The sequence below is a fragment of the Vreelandella olivaria genome (assembly GCF_023507745.1).
In the GTDB taxonomy this organism is placed as follows: Bacteria; Pseudomonadota; Gammaproteobacteria; order Pseudomonadales; family Halomonadaceae; genus Vreelandella; species Vreelandella olivaria_A.
Genome location: NZ_JALPZO010000121.1, coordinates 18,544 through 33,482, shown reverse-complemented (window position 1 = coordinate 33,482; position 14,939 = coordinate 18,544). Strand labels below are relative to the sequence as shown.

Below are 14,939 nucleotides of genomic sequence, written 5' to 3'. Positions count from 1 at the left end.
TGGCTGCTGAAGCGGCCAAGGACGCGAGGATAGCGGAGAGTGTTAAACGGGGCTAGCGTGCTCCACCATCAGTTGCAGTGATTCGCGCCCACGCCAGCGGTTCCGGTTGAGTTTATAAGCACAGTGCAGCGTATCGCCAACCCCAAACGAGGGTAGCTCTCCAGGGGTAAGCGCCCGAAACCAGATCGCTTTGCTGGTGACCGCCCCCATGGATAGCTCCATCATCAAGTGCGAGCCTTCCGTGCCAACCGGGCGCAGCGCCTCAACCATAAAGCGGCCTTCAAACAGCGGTGGTTCAAACTCCCGCCCATAGGGGCCAAGCGCTTCAATATCAACCAGGGTGGCCAATGAAAGTTGCCCCGTTGATAGTTCGCCATCGGTCCACAGTCGTGGATAGAGTGGCTTGTCACCAAGTTGCTCGCCCACGGCCTGAAGAAAGGCCGCTTTAAAGGCCTCCAGGTGCTCCCGAGGCACCCCTACTCCGGCGGCTCCGCTATGCCCTCCAAAGCGCGGCAGCGCTTCAGGGGCTAACTCAAAGGTACGCTGCAACGCATTCCTCAGATGTAAACCATCAATGGAGCGCCCTGACCCCGTCAGCATATCGGGAGCGGCGGCCTGGGTGAGCACCAGCGCTGGGCGACCATAGGCCTGCACCAGACGCGAAGCAACAATACCCTGCACACCAGGGTGGCCATCTTCCAGCAGTACCACCACCGCAGGCTCGTTGGCCTCTAATGCACTGACGGCGAGATGGCGCGCCGCTTCCGCCATTTCTGCCTCAATCGCTTTGCGCGACTGGTTGTCCTGGTCCAGTACTTCAAGATGACGATTCGCCACACCGTCGCTTTCCGCGAGCATAAAGTGCAGCGCCGCATAGGGGTCGTCCAAACGGGAGCGGGCATTAATCCGCGGCCCCATTTGAAAGGCCAGGGTTTCCGCATTAAAGGGGACGCTATCCGCTCCCAAACGTGTGGCCATCGCCCTCCAACAGGCGGCATCCATCCGGTTAATCAGCGTTAACCCATGGCTGACCACCGCCCGGTTCGCTGGACTTCCCCCCAGAGAAACACAGTCCGCCACGGTGCCCAACGCGACATAGGAGAGCCACGGCGACAGCTTTGGGGTGGCCTCGGGTAGCGCTCCCCACTCAATCAGTACGCTGCGGGCCAGTGACATCAGCAACCAGGCCACCATGCATCCGGCAATGGTCTTATCCGGGTAAGCACAGTCATGACGGGTCGGGTTAACACAGGCGTAGGCAGAGGGGGGTGGGCCTTCCAACGGCAGCGCATGGTGGTCACTCACCACCACATCCATACCCGCTGCCTTTAACCGTGCGATACGCGGCTCATCGGAGCTGCCACAGTCGGCGGTAATCACCAGCGTTGGCTGTGGTTTCAGGCCCAGGGTACGCTCTACCAGCGGCAGGCTGATGCCATAGCCGTCGTGAATACGGTGGCCAATCAGGCTATGCAGTTTGTGTTCGGGCACACCAAATAACTCTACCAATGTGCGCCGAATCACCACATGAGAGGTAATACCGTCGACATCGTAGTCAGTCAGAATGCCTATGGATTCCCCTTCTGCCACCGCCTGGGCGATGCGCTCGGCAGCACGTCGTCCATCGGCCAGTTTTTCCGGATGCGCCAGATAACGCAGGCTGGGCGATACCAGCGGTGCCAGATCCCCCTGGTAGCCGGGTAGCCGTGAGGCCAGTAAGCGCGCTTGCAGCTCACTTAGGCCTTCTGCCTGGGCACGGGCATACACCTCCTCGTCCAGTGGACGAGGTTCTAAGCGGGGCCGGCTGGCGTTTCGTGTCAGCTCAATTATGTCGGCCATGACGCCTCAGCGCCGGTTATCGGCGACAAACTGCTGCACAGCGCTTAATTCAGCTGGCAACACCGTGTAGCGCTCTTCACGCTCCAGCAGATCGTCCATATGGGTGGGCAAGGGTACGCCCTGGAACCCTGCTTTTACCACGGCCTCGGCAAATTTCGCGGGATGCGCAGTGGCCAGGGTAATCACTGGAGTGACGGTATCCAGCCGGGCGCGCTCGGCGGCGCGATAGCCAGTGGCCGTATGCGGATCAAGAATCTCGCCGGTACGGTGATGGGCTTCGCGGATAACTTCCAGAATAGTGGCATCATCAACACTGTGGCTGGCAAACTTTTCACGCAGTTTGGCCAGCGGTGCATCGGCCAGTGCCGTAGGCTCTTGCTGGAAACGTTCCAGCAGCGCAGCCACGGCAGCACCATCACGGTCGTAGGCATCAAACAGTAGGCGCTCAAAGTTCGACGAGACGACAATGTCCATCGAGGGAGCGAGAGTCGCCGCCAGCTCTTTCTTGGAGAAATCATTGGCGGCCAGTGTACGGTGCAGAATATCGTTGGCGTTGGTGGCAATAATGAACTGCTTCACCGGCAGCCCCATCTTGTACGCCATGTAACCCGCAAAGACGTTGCCGAAATTAGCCGACGGCACGCAGAAGCTGACTTCCCGCTGGGGTGCACCCAGCGCCACGCCAGCAGCAACGTAGTAAACGATCTGCGCCATAATGCGCGCCCAGTTGATCGAGTTCACCGCCACCAACCGCGTTCCTTTCAGGAAGTCCTGATTGGCAAAGCTGGCTTTTACCATCGCCTGGGCATCATCAAAATTACCTTCAATGGCAATATTGAACACGTTGTCCGCCAATACCGAGGTCATCTGGCGACGCTGGACTTCCGAGACGCGGTTGTGGGGATGCAGAATAAAAATATCCAGGTTGTCACAATGACGGCAGCCTTCGATGGCCGCCGAACCGGTGTCACCCGAGGTGGCCCCCATAATCACTGCGCGCTCACCACGCTTTTTCAGGAAGTGATCCAGCAACCGCCCCAGCAGTTGTAATGCAACATCTTTGAACGCCAGCGTAGGGCCATGGAACTGCTCCAGCAAAAAATGACTGGCATCCAATTGCTTTAACGGAACCACGGCATCATGGTTAAACGTGGCATAGGCTTCGGTGACCAAGCGACGGAAGGTGTCGTCGTCTATCTCACCGTTCACGAACGGTTTCATCACCCGGAAAGCTATCTCTGCATAGGAGAGGCCAGCCATGCTGGACAACTCTTGCGCAGTGAACTCAGGCAGCGTTTCCGGAACATAGAGGCCGCCATCACTGGCCATACCGGTTAGCACCACCTCTTCGAAGGAGAGTGCGGGCGCCTGCCCGCGTGTGCTGATATAGCGCATGCGATTACTCCCCTTCATCCAGGCTTTCAACACGAATACGGGTGACAGGACCCGCAATGTCCGCCATGGCTTCAATCTCACGGATAGCTTCGTTCATCTGCTTCTCTTTAGTACGGTGAGTCAGCAGGATGATCGGTACCAGTTCGCCTTCGGTAGCCTCCTTCTGAATCAGTGCCTCAATGGAGATCCCCTGTTCAGCAAGAATCGTGGCCACCCGAGCCAGCACCCCAGGGCGGTCTACCGCGAGCAGACGCAGGTAATAGGCCGTAATGATGTCTTCCATCGGCATGATGGGAAGTTGGCTGACATCCTCATCAATACCGCTAAATGCCAGGTACGGCACCCGGTAGTGGTGATCAGTCGCAATATCACGGGCAACATCCAGCAGGTCAGCCACAACCGCCGATGCTGTCGGCTCAGCGCCGGCGCCAGCGCCGTAGTAAAGCGTTGGGCCAACCGCATCACCCATGATGGCGATGGCATTTTTAACCCCATGCACATTGGCCAGCAGGCGCTCTTTGGGAATTAGCGTGGGATGCACCCGAAGCTCCAACCCCTGGTCGGTACGCTTGGAGATACCCAGGTGCTTAATGACGTACCCCAGATTATTGGCCTGCTCGACATCTTCGGCGGTAATCCGCGAGATACCTTCGGTAAAGGCTTTTTCAAACTGTAGCGGTACACCGTAGGCAATCGATGCCAGGATGGTCAGCTTATGGGCAGCATCAATGCCTTCCACATCAAAGGTGGGGTCTGCTTCGGCATAGCCCAGCGCCTGCGCTTCGGCCAGTACATCTTCAAAGGCACGGCCTTCATCACGCATATGGGTGAGAATAAAGTTACCGGTGCCGTTAATGATGCCCGCTACCCACTCGATGCGGTTAGCCCCCAGGCCTTCCCGCAACGATTTAATGACGGGAATACCGCCCGCTACGGCGGCTTCAAAAGCCACGATGACGCCTTTTTCATGGGCGGCACGGAAAATTTCGTTACCGTGTACAGCAATCAGCGCCTTGTTGGCGGTCACTACGTGCTTACCGTTTTCAATCGCGGTCAACACCAGTTCCCGTGCGATGTCGTAACCACCAATTAACTCAACCAGAACGTCCACATTCGGGTTAGTTGCCACTTCAAAAACATCAGAGGTAGCGTTGATGCCGGTAATATCGCAGTCAGGGTGAATACTGCGGTGGGCAACCTGTTCAATCACAATCGGGCGGCCTGCTCGACGGCTAATATCGTCAGCATTACGCGTTAACACGTTAAACGTTCCGCCGCCGACCGTACCTAACCCACAAATGCCTACTCTTACCGGTTTCAAAATACTTCCCCTCTCCGTTGGGCACCCGTAAGTGCCGCCTCTTAAATCAGTGTCACAGCGTTGTCGTTCGTCACAGCAGATGACGTTATTCGTCTTCCAAGCCTAACATGGCAGCGAGCCGCTCGGGGGGTACAAACCCTGGTACCATTTGGCCATTGGGCAGCACAATAGCGGGGGTTCCCTGCACGCCTATTGCCATGCCCAATTCATACTGCTCAGCAACCGGATTGTCGCAGCTCGCGGTAGCCTCCAGCGCCTGACCTTGCTTCGCCTGGTTCATGGCTTCACTACGGTTATCTGAGCACCATACCTGTTTCAACGTATTGGCTGCAGCACTGTTCACACCGGCTCTGGGAAAGGCCATATAGTGCACTGCGATACCCCGCTCGTTAAGCTCTGGCACCGTTTCATGCAGCTGTACACAGTACGGACAGGTTGGGTCAGTAAATACCACGACAGTCGCTTTTGGCACTCCCACTCCCTGGAAGACAACCCGGTCACTATCCGGCACCGCAGCCAGCGCCGCTACCCGTTCCTGATTGCGTGCCTGCTCGGTTAAATTGACCAGACCATTATCCGCGTTTTGATAGAGGTCCCCTACCAAAAAATGGCTGCCATCCGCATTGGAGTAAAACGATTCACCGTTCTCCAGGCGGACGTGGTAAAGCCCCTCCATCGGTGTTGCACTAACTTGCTCAACCGGCATCGGCTGACCATTGACACTTAAATTTTCGGCTAACCGTTCAGCAATGACATCGGCACTGGCAAGCGTGGGCAGCAGGGCCCCTGCTGCCACCAGCCAGGGAGCAAGTAACTTTAAAACCGGGGCTTTACCTGGAGAAGGCGTCGAACATTGGCGCATTATAACTTCAACCTCGCGGGTGGTGTTCTGCATGTAGATGTTCCAGGCGTGCCTGGGCAACATGCGTGTAAATTTGCGTTGTGGACAGGTCGCTATGACCTAACAGCAGCTGTACGACCCGCAAATTGGCCCCATGATTCAATAAATGCGTGGCAAATGCATGGCGCAGCGTATGCGGCGACAGTGGTCGCGAGATGCCAGCGGTGAGGGCATGAGCTTTGATTCGATGCCAAAACGTTTGCCTCGTCATGGCTTTATCCGCCCGTCCCGGAAACAGGGCTGGTCGCGTAGGGTCCTGCATCAGTGCAGGCCTGGCGGTTTTTATGTAGTGGGCCAGCCACTCGGCCGCCTCTTCCCCCATGGGCACCAGGCGGTCTTTATCACCTTTACCACGAACACGGACGACCCCCTGGCGTAAATTCACTGCGTCACCGCTTAGCCCAACCAGCTCTGACACCCGCAGCCCACAGGCATACAGCAGTTCAAGCATGGTGCGGTCACGCACCCCCAGTGGCGTACTGATGTCAGGGGCGAGCAACAGCCGCTCAACCTCTTCCTCCTCCAGCGTATTGGGCAAACTTGGCCGTACACGTGGCAACGTAACATCAGCGAGGGGGTCGCTGGCAATATGCCCATATAGCCGGGCCCAACGGTAAAAACTACGCAACGAAGAAAGCAGGCGGGCATTACTGCGCAGTTGGTAGCCCTGCTCCCGACGCAACTCCAGCCATTCATTAAAACGCTTGGGCGAGGGAGTTAACAGCGACTCACCATATTGCTCAAGCTGTCTCTCCCACGCGCTTAAATCGCGCCGATAAGCCGTTAACGTATGATCGCTGACTCCTTGCTCCAGCCATAGGGCATCCAAAAAGGCATCGATAACGCTCATAGGCTAACGGTCTCTTAAACAGGGCAACAGCGTAATAGTCAAAAACCCCGCCCCGCAAAGCGGTGACGGGGTCTTGGTATCCGAGCGCAGAGCGCTCGTGAAAAGCGGCGATTAAGCCAGCTTTTCCTTGATACGCGCTGACTTGCCGCTGCGCTCGCGCAGGTAGTACAGCTTGGCTTGACGCACGTCACCGCGACGCTTGACTTCGATAGAGTCAACCAGCGGGCTGTAGGTCTGGAAGGTACGCTCAACGCCAACACCGTGGGAAATTTTACGCACGGTGAAAGCGGAGTTCAGGCCACGGTTACGTTTACCGATCACCACACCTTCAAATGCCTGCAGACGCTCGCGGCTGCCTTCCTTTACTTTTACCTGAACAACCACCGTGTCGCCCGGTGCAAAAGCAGGAATCTCTTTGGTCATTTGCTCGGCTTCGATCGCCTGGATCACCTTGTTCTTGCTGCTCATCTTCATACTCCTAAATAACGTAATGGCCTGCCACGCAGTTGTGGAAGGGGCAAACCGTGATCCCGGCGCTCGAAGCGAGCTACGCGGGAGTCGTTATGGGTGACACAGGTACGTAGGCTACTCGCCTTTTCCGCCCTGCACCGCCGCTCTGATCTACTTGTTCTGAACTGCTTGTTCTGAACTATTTGGTAGCCAGAGCGTGCTCCTCGATAAACTCGTCTAGAAGCCGCTGCTGCTCGGCATTCAGCTGCCTGTCTGCCAATAAATCAGGGCGGCGCTGCCATGTCCGGCCTAGCGACTGCTTTAACCGCCAGCGCTTAATGGCTGCATGATTACCGCTGAGCAGCACATCTGGCACTTGGCGCCCGTCAATTACTTCTGGACGGGTATAGTGCGGGCAGTCTAGCAGACCGTCATTAAACGAGTCTTCGATAGCGGAGTCCTGATGCCCCAATACACCGGGTATCAGCCTTGCCGCTGCGTCAATCAGCACCATGGCAGGCAGCTCACCACCACTCAACACATAGTCACCGATTGACCACTCTTCATCGATGTCACTTTCCACCACACGCTCATCAATCCCTTCATAGCGCCCGGCCACTACCACCAGTGGGCCTGCTGAGGCCAACGTCTTTACCCCCTGCTGATCCAGCTTACGCCCCTGAGGGGAAAGATAGATCACCGTTGGCACCAGGCCTGTCGCCTGCTGGGCTCGTTGCCGAGCATCGAGGATAGCGGCACGCAGCGTGTCTACCTTCATCAGCATTCCAGGACCACCGCCATAAGGGCGATCATCCACGCTGCGGTGGCGGTCGGTGGCGTAATCGCGTGGGTTCCAAAACTCCAGGGCAATCCGCTGCTTCTCGACAGCCCGACCCACCACGCCTTGCTGCGTAATGGCATCAAACATTTCGGGAAACAACGACACCACGCCAATCCACATCGCGGGCGCTACCGCCTGACTGCCTTCTTCACCGCTGGCCGCGATATCGGCTGCATCAGTTTCGGTGTGTTTGTTCAAAACTCAGGGTCCCAATTAACGACCATGCGGCCATCGTCGAGGCTGATATCAACAATCACATCGTCGGGCAAAAAGGGTAACAGTCGCTCGCGCTTGTCGATCGCGTCATTATCACCACGCACCACCATGACATCGTTTGCGCCGGTTTCAAACAGGTAGCTGACCTGCCCTAACCGTTCGCCTGACTGAGTGAACACCGTTAAGCCTTCAAGCTCATGCCAGTAATACTCATCGCCGGAAAGCACCGGCAGCGCATCTTTCGGCAGGAGAATGTCCGTTTGCGCCAGCGCTTCTGCTGCCGTTCGGTCATCCACGCCTTTTAGCTGCACCACAAGACCTTTGCCTTGCCGACGCCCCTGAACAACGGCCATGCGCGTTAGGCTTTCGCCCTGGCGCACCCACCATTCCGGGTAGTCCAAAATGCTGTCCATGGGGCTGGTGTAGGCGTATACCTTTAGCCAACCTTTAACCCCGTGAGGGCTGGTTAGCTTACCAAGCACCACATGTGCGTCGTCTATATGGCTAGTTTCAAAACGCGTCATCGACGACAGCTCCAGCTCTAACAGCACCTATTACCTAAGCGCCTATTACCTAAGCACTTATCACACAGCAACAGACTTACGCCTGTTTACGTGCTTCTTTAACCAGCTCAGCAACACGACCAGATAACTGGGCGCCTTGGCTCTGCCAGTGAGTAACACGATCCAGATCAACGCGCAGACGCTCTTCCTGGCCACGGGCAACCGGGTTGAAGAAGCCGATACGCTCAATGAAACGGCCATCACGGGCGTTGCGAGAGTCAGTAACAGTCAGGTGATAAAAGGGACGCTTTTTGGCGCCACCACGTGCCAAACGAATGGTAACCATACGATAACTATCCTTCGGTTGAGGTTACGAGAGTGTGAAATAGCGCATACCGCTAGCAGAACACTCATCATGCTGTTTTCTTGGTACAGAGCCCACTTAAACGTCAGTCACGCAAGTCATTGCCGCCATACCAGCAGAACCTTCAGCAAGGGAACTGACACTATGTTTGCACATATTTTGCCAACACCCGCGCATGAAGAGGCCGCATTCTACGCAAATGCGACCGGCTTGGAAAGCCTGACAGCCAGAAAACTCATAGCTCGTCAACCAGCCCGTCAACCTTGCCAAGCGTGCCCAGAGGCGGCTAACCGCCATTTAGCGCCAAGGCAAACCGCCTGGACCACCCATGCCGCCCATACCACCAGGGCCTCCGGGACCGCCAGGGCCACCGCCACCCATCATCCCGGACATACCGCGCATCATTTTTTGCATACCGCCTTTCTTGCCCGCCTTCTTCATCATTTTCTGCATCTGTTTATGCTGTTTCAGAAGGCGATTAAGATCGGGTACCTGCAAGCCTGCACCCGCTGCGATACGGCGTTTGCGCGACCCATTGATGATATCGGGCTTACGACGCTCTTTCGGTGTCATGGAGTTAATTAATGCTTCCAGTTTACCGAGTTCTTTCTCCGGCCCTGGGCCCTGGGCAAGCTCTGCCATTTGCCCCATGCCGGGCAACTTGCCTAACAAGCCCCCCATGCCGCCCATCTTTTTAAGCTGCTGAAGCTGGTCACGGAAATCTTCCAGATCAAAACCGTCACCCTTTTTGACTTTACTGGCTAGCTTGGCGGCTTTGTCTTTATCTACCGTGCGTTCGGCCTCTTCGATGAGCGACAACATATCGCCCATACCCAGAATACGTGAGGCGACACGATCCGGGTGGAAGGGTTCCAAGGCATCAACCTTCTCACCCACCCCCATAAACTTAATGGGTTTGCCGGTAATGTGGCGTACCGAAAGCGCTGCACCACCACGGGCATCACCATCCGCCTTGGTGAGGATCACCCCAGTCAGCGGCAGCGCATCATGAAACGCTTTTGCTGTATTGACCGCATCCTGGCCGGTCATGGCATCAACAACAAACAGCGTCTCCTGGGGCTCAATCGCTTTATGCAGCGCCTGGATTTCAGCCATCATCGCTTCGTCGATCGCTAACCGACCAGCGGTATCCACCAGCACCACATCGTGGAACTGAATTTTGGCGTGTTTGATCGCAGCCGTCGCAATATCCACTGGCTTTTGATCAGAGCGGGACGGGAAGAAGTCAACCTGCACTTCTTTAGCAAGCGTCTCAAGCTGGTCGATAGCCGCCGGGCGATATACGTCCGCCGACACCACCAGTACTTTTTTCTTTTCGCGCTCACGCAGGTAGCGGGCCAGTTTAGCCACCGAGGTGGTTTTACCCGCCCCCTGCAAGCCCGCCATCAGTACCACTGCTGGCGAGCCTTTCAGCGTCAGACCTTCGTTGGCCTCGCCCATAATCGCTTCCAGCTCTTGCTGGACGATTTTGACAAACTGCTGCCCAGGCGAGAGGCTTTTGGAAACCTCCTGGCCCACCGCACGCTCACGCACCCGCTCGATAAATGCTTTCACTACCGGCAGCGCAACGTCTGCCTCAAGCAGTGCCTTGCGCACTTCACGCAGGGTGTCTTTAATATTGTCGTCAGTAAGCCGTGCCTGGCCTTTAATCGACTTCAGCGTCTGGGAAAGACGCTCGCTCAGATTCTGAAACATGGGGCCTCTGCCTCCGTCGCTGTCGCCGGGCATATATACCGGACTTGTGTGGGGCGATTATACGCGCTCACGGCGTGAGTCTCCATGGGCACCCTATTGGCTATCGATGGCTGTGCGACACCGCCGTGATTGGTTATAGTAGGCTATACGCTCTAGTTTGATCGATTTTCACAGCAACGCGCTGCAAGGCGCACGGATAGCATCATGCAGGCGCTCCCTTTCGCCACGATCGCTTTGATACTTTATGTTGCCGCTGCCATTTGGCAGGGCATGACACTCTTTCGCCGGGTGCCTCCCCGCCAGGGTATGGTGCGTTTGCTCGCCGCCCTGGGGCTGTTACTGCACATCCCGGTGGTGATTCAGTTAGTGAGTGAGGCGCCGGGGCTACTCCCGGGCTTTACCACGAGCGTGACCCTATTGATGGCAGTCGCAGTTAATGTGGTGCTTGTCGCCAGTCTGTTCAAGCCTGTCCTGAATGCGGGCATCGTGCTGTTCCCCATCGCGGGCATTGCTCTCATTTTTGCCACATGGCTACCTAATCAAGGCAGCTATGGGGGCCTTACGCCAGGTATTCTCCTGCATGCCGTAAGCTCTGCGCTGGCCTTCGCTGTACTGGCGATTGCAGCGGTTCAGGCTGTACTGGTGGGGCTGCAAAACCAGGCATTACGCCACCATCATATCCGCGGTATCGTGCAGTCACTGCCCCCGCTTACCACCATGGAACGGGTGCTGTTTGAACTGGTGTGGGCCGGCATTTTGCTCCTTACGCTATCCATTGCCAGTGGACTTATCTTCCTTGATAACCTGTTTGCCCAACATCTGGCTCATAAGACCGTGCTTTCGCTGGGTGCGTGGGTAATTTTCACCACCTTGCTGGTTGGCCGTTATCGATTTGGCTGGCGTGGTATGCGTGCAGTGCGCTGGACGCTCGGCGGCTGTCTTTTATTGATGCTGGCCTATTTTGGCAGTAAGTTTGTACTGGAAATTTTACTTAATCGCTAGGCTTGCAGACTTGGCGATATTGCTCCTGAGGCTGCTGATCTTGACACGTTTCTTCCATACTTCTACAAATCGATCCTCATACGCCATAAAGGAACTTTAGACTTGAGCGACGACTTCCCTCTGGGGTTACTGTTCAGCCTGCTAGCCTTACTCATACTTCTATCTGCCTTCTTCTCCAGTTCTGAAACGGGCATGATGTCGATAAACCGCTACCGGCTAAGCCATCAGGCCAATAGCGGTGACCGCAGAGCCAAGCGCGTCATGCGGCTACTTACTCGCCCGGATCGGCTGATAGGCGTCATTCTTATTGGCAATAATTTCGTTAATAACCTCGCTGCGTCTATCGCTACCATCATCGCTATTCACTTTTTTGGCGATGTCTCCGGCCCAGCAATCTCCACTATACTATTGACCATTACGATTCTTATTTTTGCCGAAGTCACCCCCAAAACCTACGCTGCCATCAAGCCCGAACGCATTGCCTACCCCACTTCCATGGCCCTTGAGCCACTGCTAAAACTGCTTTATCCCCTTGTATGGCTTGTGAATGTGCTATCCAACGGATTGTTACGCCTAATGGGCGTAAAAAGCGTTGAGAACGGTGGCGACAACCTTACCCGGGATGAATTACGTACGGTGGTACACGAGGCAGGAACGCTTATTCCCTACCGCCATCGGGCGATGCTGCTGTCGATTCTGGATCTTGAGAACGTCACGGTGAACGACATTATGGTGCCCCGACACGAAGTGCTCGGTATCGACCTGGATGATCCACTTGACGATATCCTGGCTCAGATTCGCACCAGTCAGCACACCCGCCTGCCGGTATACAAAGGTGATATCAACAACATTATTGGCATGCTACATTTGCGCAATGCCGCCCGTTTTTTGTCCCGCAGTGAAGTCACCAAAGCAGCGATTGTACAAGAGGCCAGAGAACCCTACTTTATTCCGGAATCGACACCACTGCACACCCAATTGCTTAACTTTCAGAAGCAGAAACGACGCATTGGCATCGTGGTGGATGAATACGGTGATGTGGAAGGGTTGGTCACACTGGAAGATATTCTGGAAGAGATTGTGGGTGAGTTCACCACTGATGTGTCAGAAGACGAAGAGATTCATCAACAGGACGATGGTAGCCATGTCATTGAAGGCACCGCCAACATTCGCGAAATCAATAAAATGCTCGGCTGGCAACTTCCCACCGATGGCCCAAAGACGCTGAACGGTTTGATTCTTGAGCACCTGGAGGCCTTTCCAGAAGGCCCTGCCTGCCTGCAAATTGGCAATATACGTATGGAAATTCTGGAAATCAGGGACAACCTGATCACGTCAGCACGCTGCTGGCAAAAACTTCGTCTGACCCGTCGCTAAAATCTAGCTAACGGTGGGCGATCTCATTGTCACCTGCCGCTTTAAGCGCCCGAACACGCGCCTCCAGATAGCGTCGTAATGCCATTTCTTCCGCCTCCTGGGCCATGACCGCCGGGCCAAAATGCAGACTTACCGGGGCGCGGAAGCGGGAAGGCCATTTTTTAAGCGCCTTACCACCATAGTGGGACGTCCACGATCCCCACAGTCCTGCCAGACCAGCAGGAACCACTGGCACGTTATCACGGGCCAGAATGGTTTCCAGACCGCGGCGAAAAGTGTGAATCTCGCCATCTGGCGTTAGCCTACCCTCTGGGAATACCATGACAATTTCACCCTGCCGCAGCGCTTCACTCACATCATCCAGGGCACGTCGCAAGGCACCGGGGCTGTGCCGCTCAGACTCAATAGGAATGGCCCCTACCAGTTGAAACCACCATTTGAGCCAGCGTGACTCAAAGATGGGCTGATCCATAACAAAGCGTAGTGGCCTTGGACTCGCACCGCCCAATACCAGAGCATCCATAAAACTAACGTGATTACAGACAACCAACGCTGCCCCCTTGTTTGGCAAATGGTGTCGACCATGCACATGGAGCCGATAACAAAGGCGCATCGCTACATAGATCAGGCTACGCAGCACATGACGGACGGTCTTAACCCTCCATGTCACGTCACCGCCCCCTGGTGGCGCAGGCCTGCCAGGACAGTACTCATTAACTGATCAAGTAACTCATCCACTTTAAGCTGCTGCCCCTGCCAGTAGCCCAGTCGCTCATTTAATCCCAGCTGTACCAAACCGTGCACACTGCCCCATAACGTGCGGCCCAGGCGCCGGGCCTCCAGGTCATCCAGCGCGGGCTGATAGCACTTGAGCGATGTCTCAACCTGAGTGAAGAGCGCTTCGATCAGATCACTCTGACGCTGATTCAGTTCACCCTCCTGAGCCAGGGGGTAATCAAACAACAACTGCCACCGGTAGCAATCCTGTTCAGCAAAACGCCAGTAGGCGTGCGCAAGGGAGCGCAGCCATGGCTCCGGATCATCTTCTGCCAGACTGGTGATGGTATGCTGCAAGCGTGCTAACGTTTCAACGTTAACGTACTGCAATAAGTTGTTAAAGCTGCCATACAGTTTTAGCAGCGTGCTGGGCGCGCAGCCCACCTCTCTGGCCAGAGCACGTAGTGATAGACCATGGACTGGCTGTTTAGCCAACCACTCATCACAAGCGTGCATGACCTGCGCATGGAGGGCATCGGGCGCATGCTGTCTAGGACGGGCCATGGCGATCTCTTCGGGTCAACGGCAAACAGGAAAGAATGCCTCATCGCGCTTTTGCGTGAGCAAGGGGTAATATAGGATACCTCAAATCGAACACTGTTTTCGACACTAAAGCGCTACATTTAACGTATTCTTGTTCCCCCCCGCCATCCCACTATATTTTCCGGCTATTTCGCATAAGGAGTACAGGCATGACGGGACGCCTACACGTGCAACGTCTACCACTTTCCCGCCTTGTGCCATCACTCAATAGCGTGGAAGAGTTAATTGAGTCACCCAACCTGGCACCTCGCCAGCCTGTTTCGGCAATCCGCTTTGAGCAGGGAGAGCTCCGTCTACAGTCGCTCTTTTGGGGCTTGACCCCGCCATGGCTTAAGGTGCTTGACCACGCTCCCCACTGTGCCCGGGCGGAAACGCTGGGCAAACGGGCCATGTTTCATGAAGCGTTTAGTGTCAGGCGCTGTGTGATTCCGGTCAGCGGGTTTTACGTCTGGAAGCTGCAACCACGCAGCAAGCAGCCTTATCTGGTCACTCAAGTCAACCGTGGTCCTCTACTACTGGGAGCGCTGTGGTGCCGTTACCACACCACGCTGACCACCTTTACCGACTCTACCGCACTGATCAGCGTACCTGCTAACGCCTTCATATCGCCACTGGCTGACCGCCTGCCAGTGATTATTTCCCCGGACGCATTAACGCGCTGGCTGGATCCAACCACTGAGCTGCCTTCACTGGATTCACTATTAACACCCGCGCCTTTGGAACTGTTAGGCGCTTTTCCGGTATCAAAGCAAGTCAATAACCCTGCCTATCAATCATCATCCTGCGCTCACCCTTTAGGGCCGATGCTGCGATGGGCCGTGTCACAGGAGCCGTAATATTGCGA

General features: G+C 55.8%; 15 protein-coding genes. 3 read left to right on the top strand and 12 right to left on the bottom strand.

Annotated elements, in window-relative coordinates:
- Positions 1-42: 42 nt before the first annotated feature.
- The 10 genes from HP566_RS12785 to ffh form a co-directional block, all read right to left on the bottom strand.
- Positions 43-1,839: a single-stranded-DNA-specific exonuclease RecJ gene (locus tag HP566_RS12785; protein WP_249977648.1), complete on the bottom strand. Its 1,797-nt coding sequence runs from the start codon at positions 1,837-1,839 to the stop codon at positions 43-45.
- Between the two features lie 6 nt (positions 1,840-1,845).
- Positions 1,846-3,234: a threonine synthase gene (gene thrC, locus HP566_RS12780; RefSeq protein ID WP_249977647.1), complete on the bottom strand. Its 1,389-nt coding sequence runs from the start codon at positions 3,232-3,234 to the stop codon at positions 1,846-1,848.
- Between the two features lie 4 nt (positions 3,235-3,238).
- Positions 3,239-4,555, bottom strand: a complete 1,317-nt coding sequence (locus HP566_RS12775) for a homoserine dehydrogenase (protein WP_249977646.1) — start codon at positions 4,553-4,555, stop codon at positions 3,239-3,241.
- Positions 4,556-4,640: 85 nt separating this feature from the next.
- Positions 4,641-5,450 (bottom strand): DsbC family protein, encoded by an 810-nt coding sequence (locus tag HP566_RS12770; protein ID WP_249977645.1) that lies wholly within the window; start codon positions 5,448-5,450, stop codon positions 4,641-4,643.
- Positions 5,425-6,306 carry a site-specific tyrosine recombinase XerD gene (gene xerD / locus HP566_RS12765; RefSeq protein ID WP_249977644.1) on the bottom strand — a complete coding sequence of 294 codons (882 nt, stop codon included), beginning with the start codon at positions 6,304-6,306 and terminating at the stop codon, positions 5,425-5,427. The genes HP566_RS12770 and xerD overlap by 26 nt, the downstream gene beginning before the upstream one ends.
- Positions 6,307-6,417: 111 nt before the next feature.
- Positions 6,418-6,774 carry a 50S ribosomal protein L19 gene (gene rplS / locus HP566_RS12760; protein ID WP_249977643.1) on the bottom strand — a complete coding sequence of 119 codons (357 nt, stop codon included), beginning with the start codon at positions 6,772-6,774 and terminating at the stop codon, positions 6,418-6,420.
- A gap of 181 nt (positions 6,775-6,955) precedes the next feature.
- A complete protein-coding gene (trmD, locus tag HP566_RS12755) occupies positions 6,956-7,717 on the bottom strand; it encodes a tRNA (guanosine(37)-N1)-methyltransferase TrmD (RefSeq protein ID WP_249977661.1) in 762 nt (253 codons plus the stop codon).
- 74 nt (positions 7,718-7,791) lie between these two features.
- Positions 7,792-8,337 carry a ribosome maturation factor RimM gene (gene rimM / locus HP566_RS12750; protein ID WP_249977642.1) on the bottom strand — a complete coding sequence of 182 codons (546 nt, stop codon included), beginning with the start codon at positions 8,335-8,337 and terminating at the stop codon, positions 7,792-7,794.
- Positions 8,338-8,413: 76 nt separating this feature from the next.
- Positions 8,414-8,662, bottom strand: coding sequence for a 30S ribosomal protein S16 (gene rpsP / locus HP566_RS12745; protein ID WP_009098555.1), 249 nt, complete (start codon positions 8,660-8,662; stop codon positions 8,414-8,416).
- Positions 8,663-8,977: 315 nt separating this feature from the next.
- Positions 8,978-10,396: a signal recognition particle protein gene (gene ffh / locus HP566_RS12740; protein WP_249977641.1), complete on the bottom strand. Its 1,419-nt coding sequence runs from the start codon at positions 10,394-10,396 to the stop codon at positions 8,978-8,980.
- 204 nt (positions 10,397-10,600) lie between these two features.
- Here ffh and HP566_RS12735 point away from each other — a divergent pair, with 204 nt between their 5' ends.
- Positions 10,601-11,398, top strand: coding sequence for a cytochrome C assembly family protein (locus HP566_RS12735; RefSeq protein ID WP_249977640.1), 798 nt, complete (start codon positions 10,601-10,603; stop codon positions 11,396-11,398).
- 102 nt (positions 11,399-11,500) lie between these two features.
- Entirely contained in the window at positions 11,501-12,775 is a 1,275-nt protein-coding gene (locus tag HP566_RS12730) for an HlyC/CorC family transporter (protein ID WP_249977639.1), read from the top strand.
- A 7-nt stretch (positions 12,776-12,782) separates the two neighbouring features.
- Here the strand turns inward: HP566_RS12730 and HP566_RS12725 are convergent, their stop codons facing one another.
- Together HP566_RS12725 and HP566_RS12720 are read right to left on the bottom strand one after the other, a co-directional pair.
- A complete protein-coding gene (locus tag HP566_RS12725; RefSeq protein ID WP_249977638.1) occupies positions 12,783-13,445 on the bottom strand; it encodes a 1-acyl-sn-glycerol-3-phosphate acyltransferase in 663 nt (220 codons plus the stop codon).
- Positions 13,442-14,056: a TetR/AcrR family transcriptional regulator gene (locus tag HP566_RS12720; protein ID WP_249977637.1), complete on the bottom strand. Its 615-nt coding sequence runs from the start codon at positions 14,054-14,056 to the stop codon at positions 13,442-13,444. Before HP566_RS12720 ends, HP566_RS12725 begins: the two co-directional genes overlap by 4 nt.
- Positions 14,057-14,244: 188 nt before the next feature.
- On the opposite strand from HP566_RS12720, the gene HP566_RS12715 reads away from it, so the two are divergent.
- Positions 14,245-14,931 carry an SOS response-associated peptidase gene (locus HP566_RS12715; protein WP_249977636.1) on the top strand — a complete coding sequence of 229 codons (687 nt, stop codon included), beginning with the start codon at positions 14,245-14,247 and terminating at the stop codon, positions 14,929-14,931.
- Positions 14,932-14,939: the final 8 nt, after the last annotated feature.

What these genes read in the sequence shown, in the direction of transcription:
- HP566_RS12785 (WP_249977648.1), bottom strand. Translation starts at nt 1,839, where the DNA reads ATGGCCGACATAATTGAGCTGACACGAAACGCCAGCCGGCCCCGCTTA.
- thrC (WP_249977647.1), bottom strand. Translation starts at nt 3,234, where the DNA reads ATGCGCTATATCAGCACACGCGGGCAGGCGCCCGCACTCTCCTTCGAA.
- HP566_RS12770 (WP_249977645.1), bottom strand. Translation starts at nt 5,450, where the DNA reads ATGCAGAACACCACCCGCGAGGTTGAAGTTATAATGCGCCAATGTTCG.
- xerD (WP_249977644.1), bottom strand. Translation starts at nt 6,306, where the DNA reads ATGAGCGTTATCGATGCCTTTTTGGATGCCCTATGGCTGGAGCAAGGA.
- rplS (WP_249977643.1), bottom strand. Translation starts at nt 6,774, where the DNA reads ATGAGCAGCAAGAACAAGGTGATCCAGGCGATCGAAGCCGAGCAAATG.
- trmD (WP_249977661.1), bottom strand. Translation starts at nt 7,717, where the DNA reads ATGTGGATTGGCGTGGTGTCGTTGTTTCCCGAAATGTTTGATGCCATT.
- rimM (WP_249977642.1), bottom strand. Translation starts at nt 8,337, where the DNA reads ATGACGCGTTTTGAAACTAGCCATATAGACGACGCACATGTGGTGCTT.
- rpsP (WP_009098555.1), bottom strand. Translation starts at nt 8,662, where the DNA reads ATGGTTACCATTCGTTTGGCACGTGGTGGCGCCAAAAAGCGTCCCTTT.
- ffh (WP_249977641.1), bottom strand. Translation starts at nt 10,396, where the DNA reads ATGTTTCAGAATCTGAGCGAGCGTCTTTCCCAGACGCTGAAGTCGATT.
- HP566_RS12735 (WP_249977640.1), top strand. Translation starts at nt 10,601, where the DNA reads ATGCAGGCGCTCCCTTTCGCCACGATCGCTTTGATACTTTATGTTGCC.
- HP566_RS12720 (WP_249977637.1), bottom strand. Translation starts at nt 14,056, where the DNA reads ATGGCCCGTCCTAGACAGCATGCGCCCGATGCCCTCCATGCGCAGGTC.
- HP566_RS12715 (WP_249977636.1), top strand. Translation starts at nt 14,245, where the DNA reads ATGACGGGACGCCTACACGTGCAACGTCTACCACTTTCCCGCCTTGTG.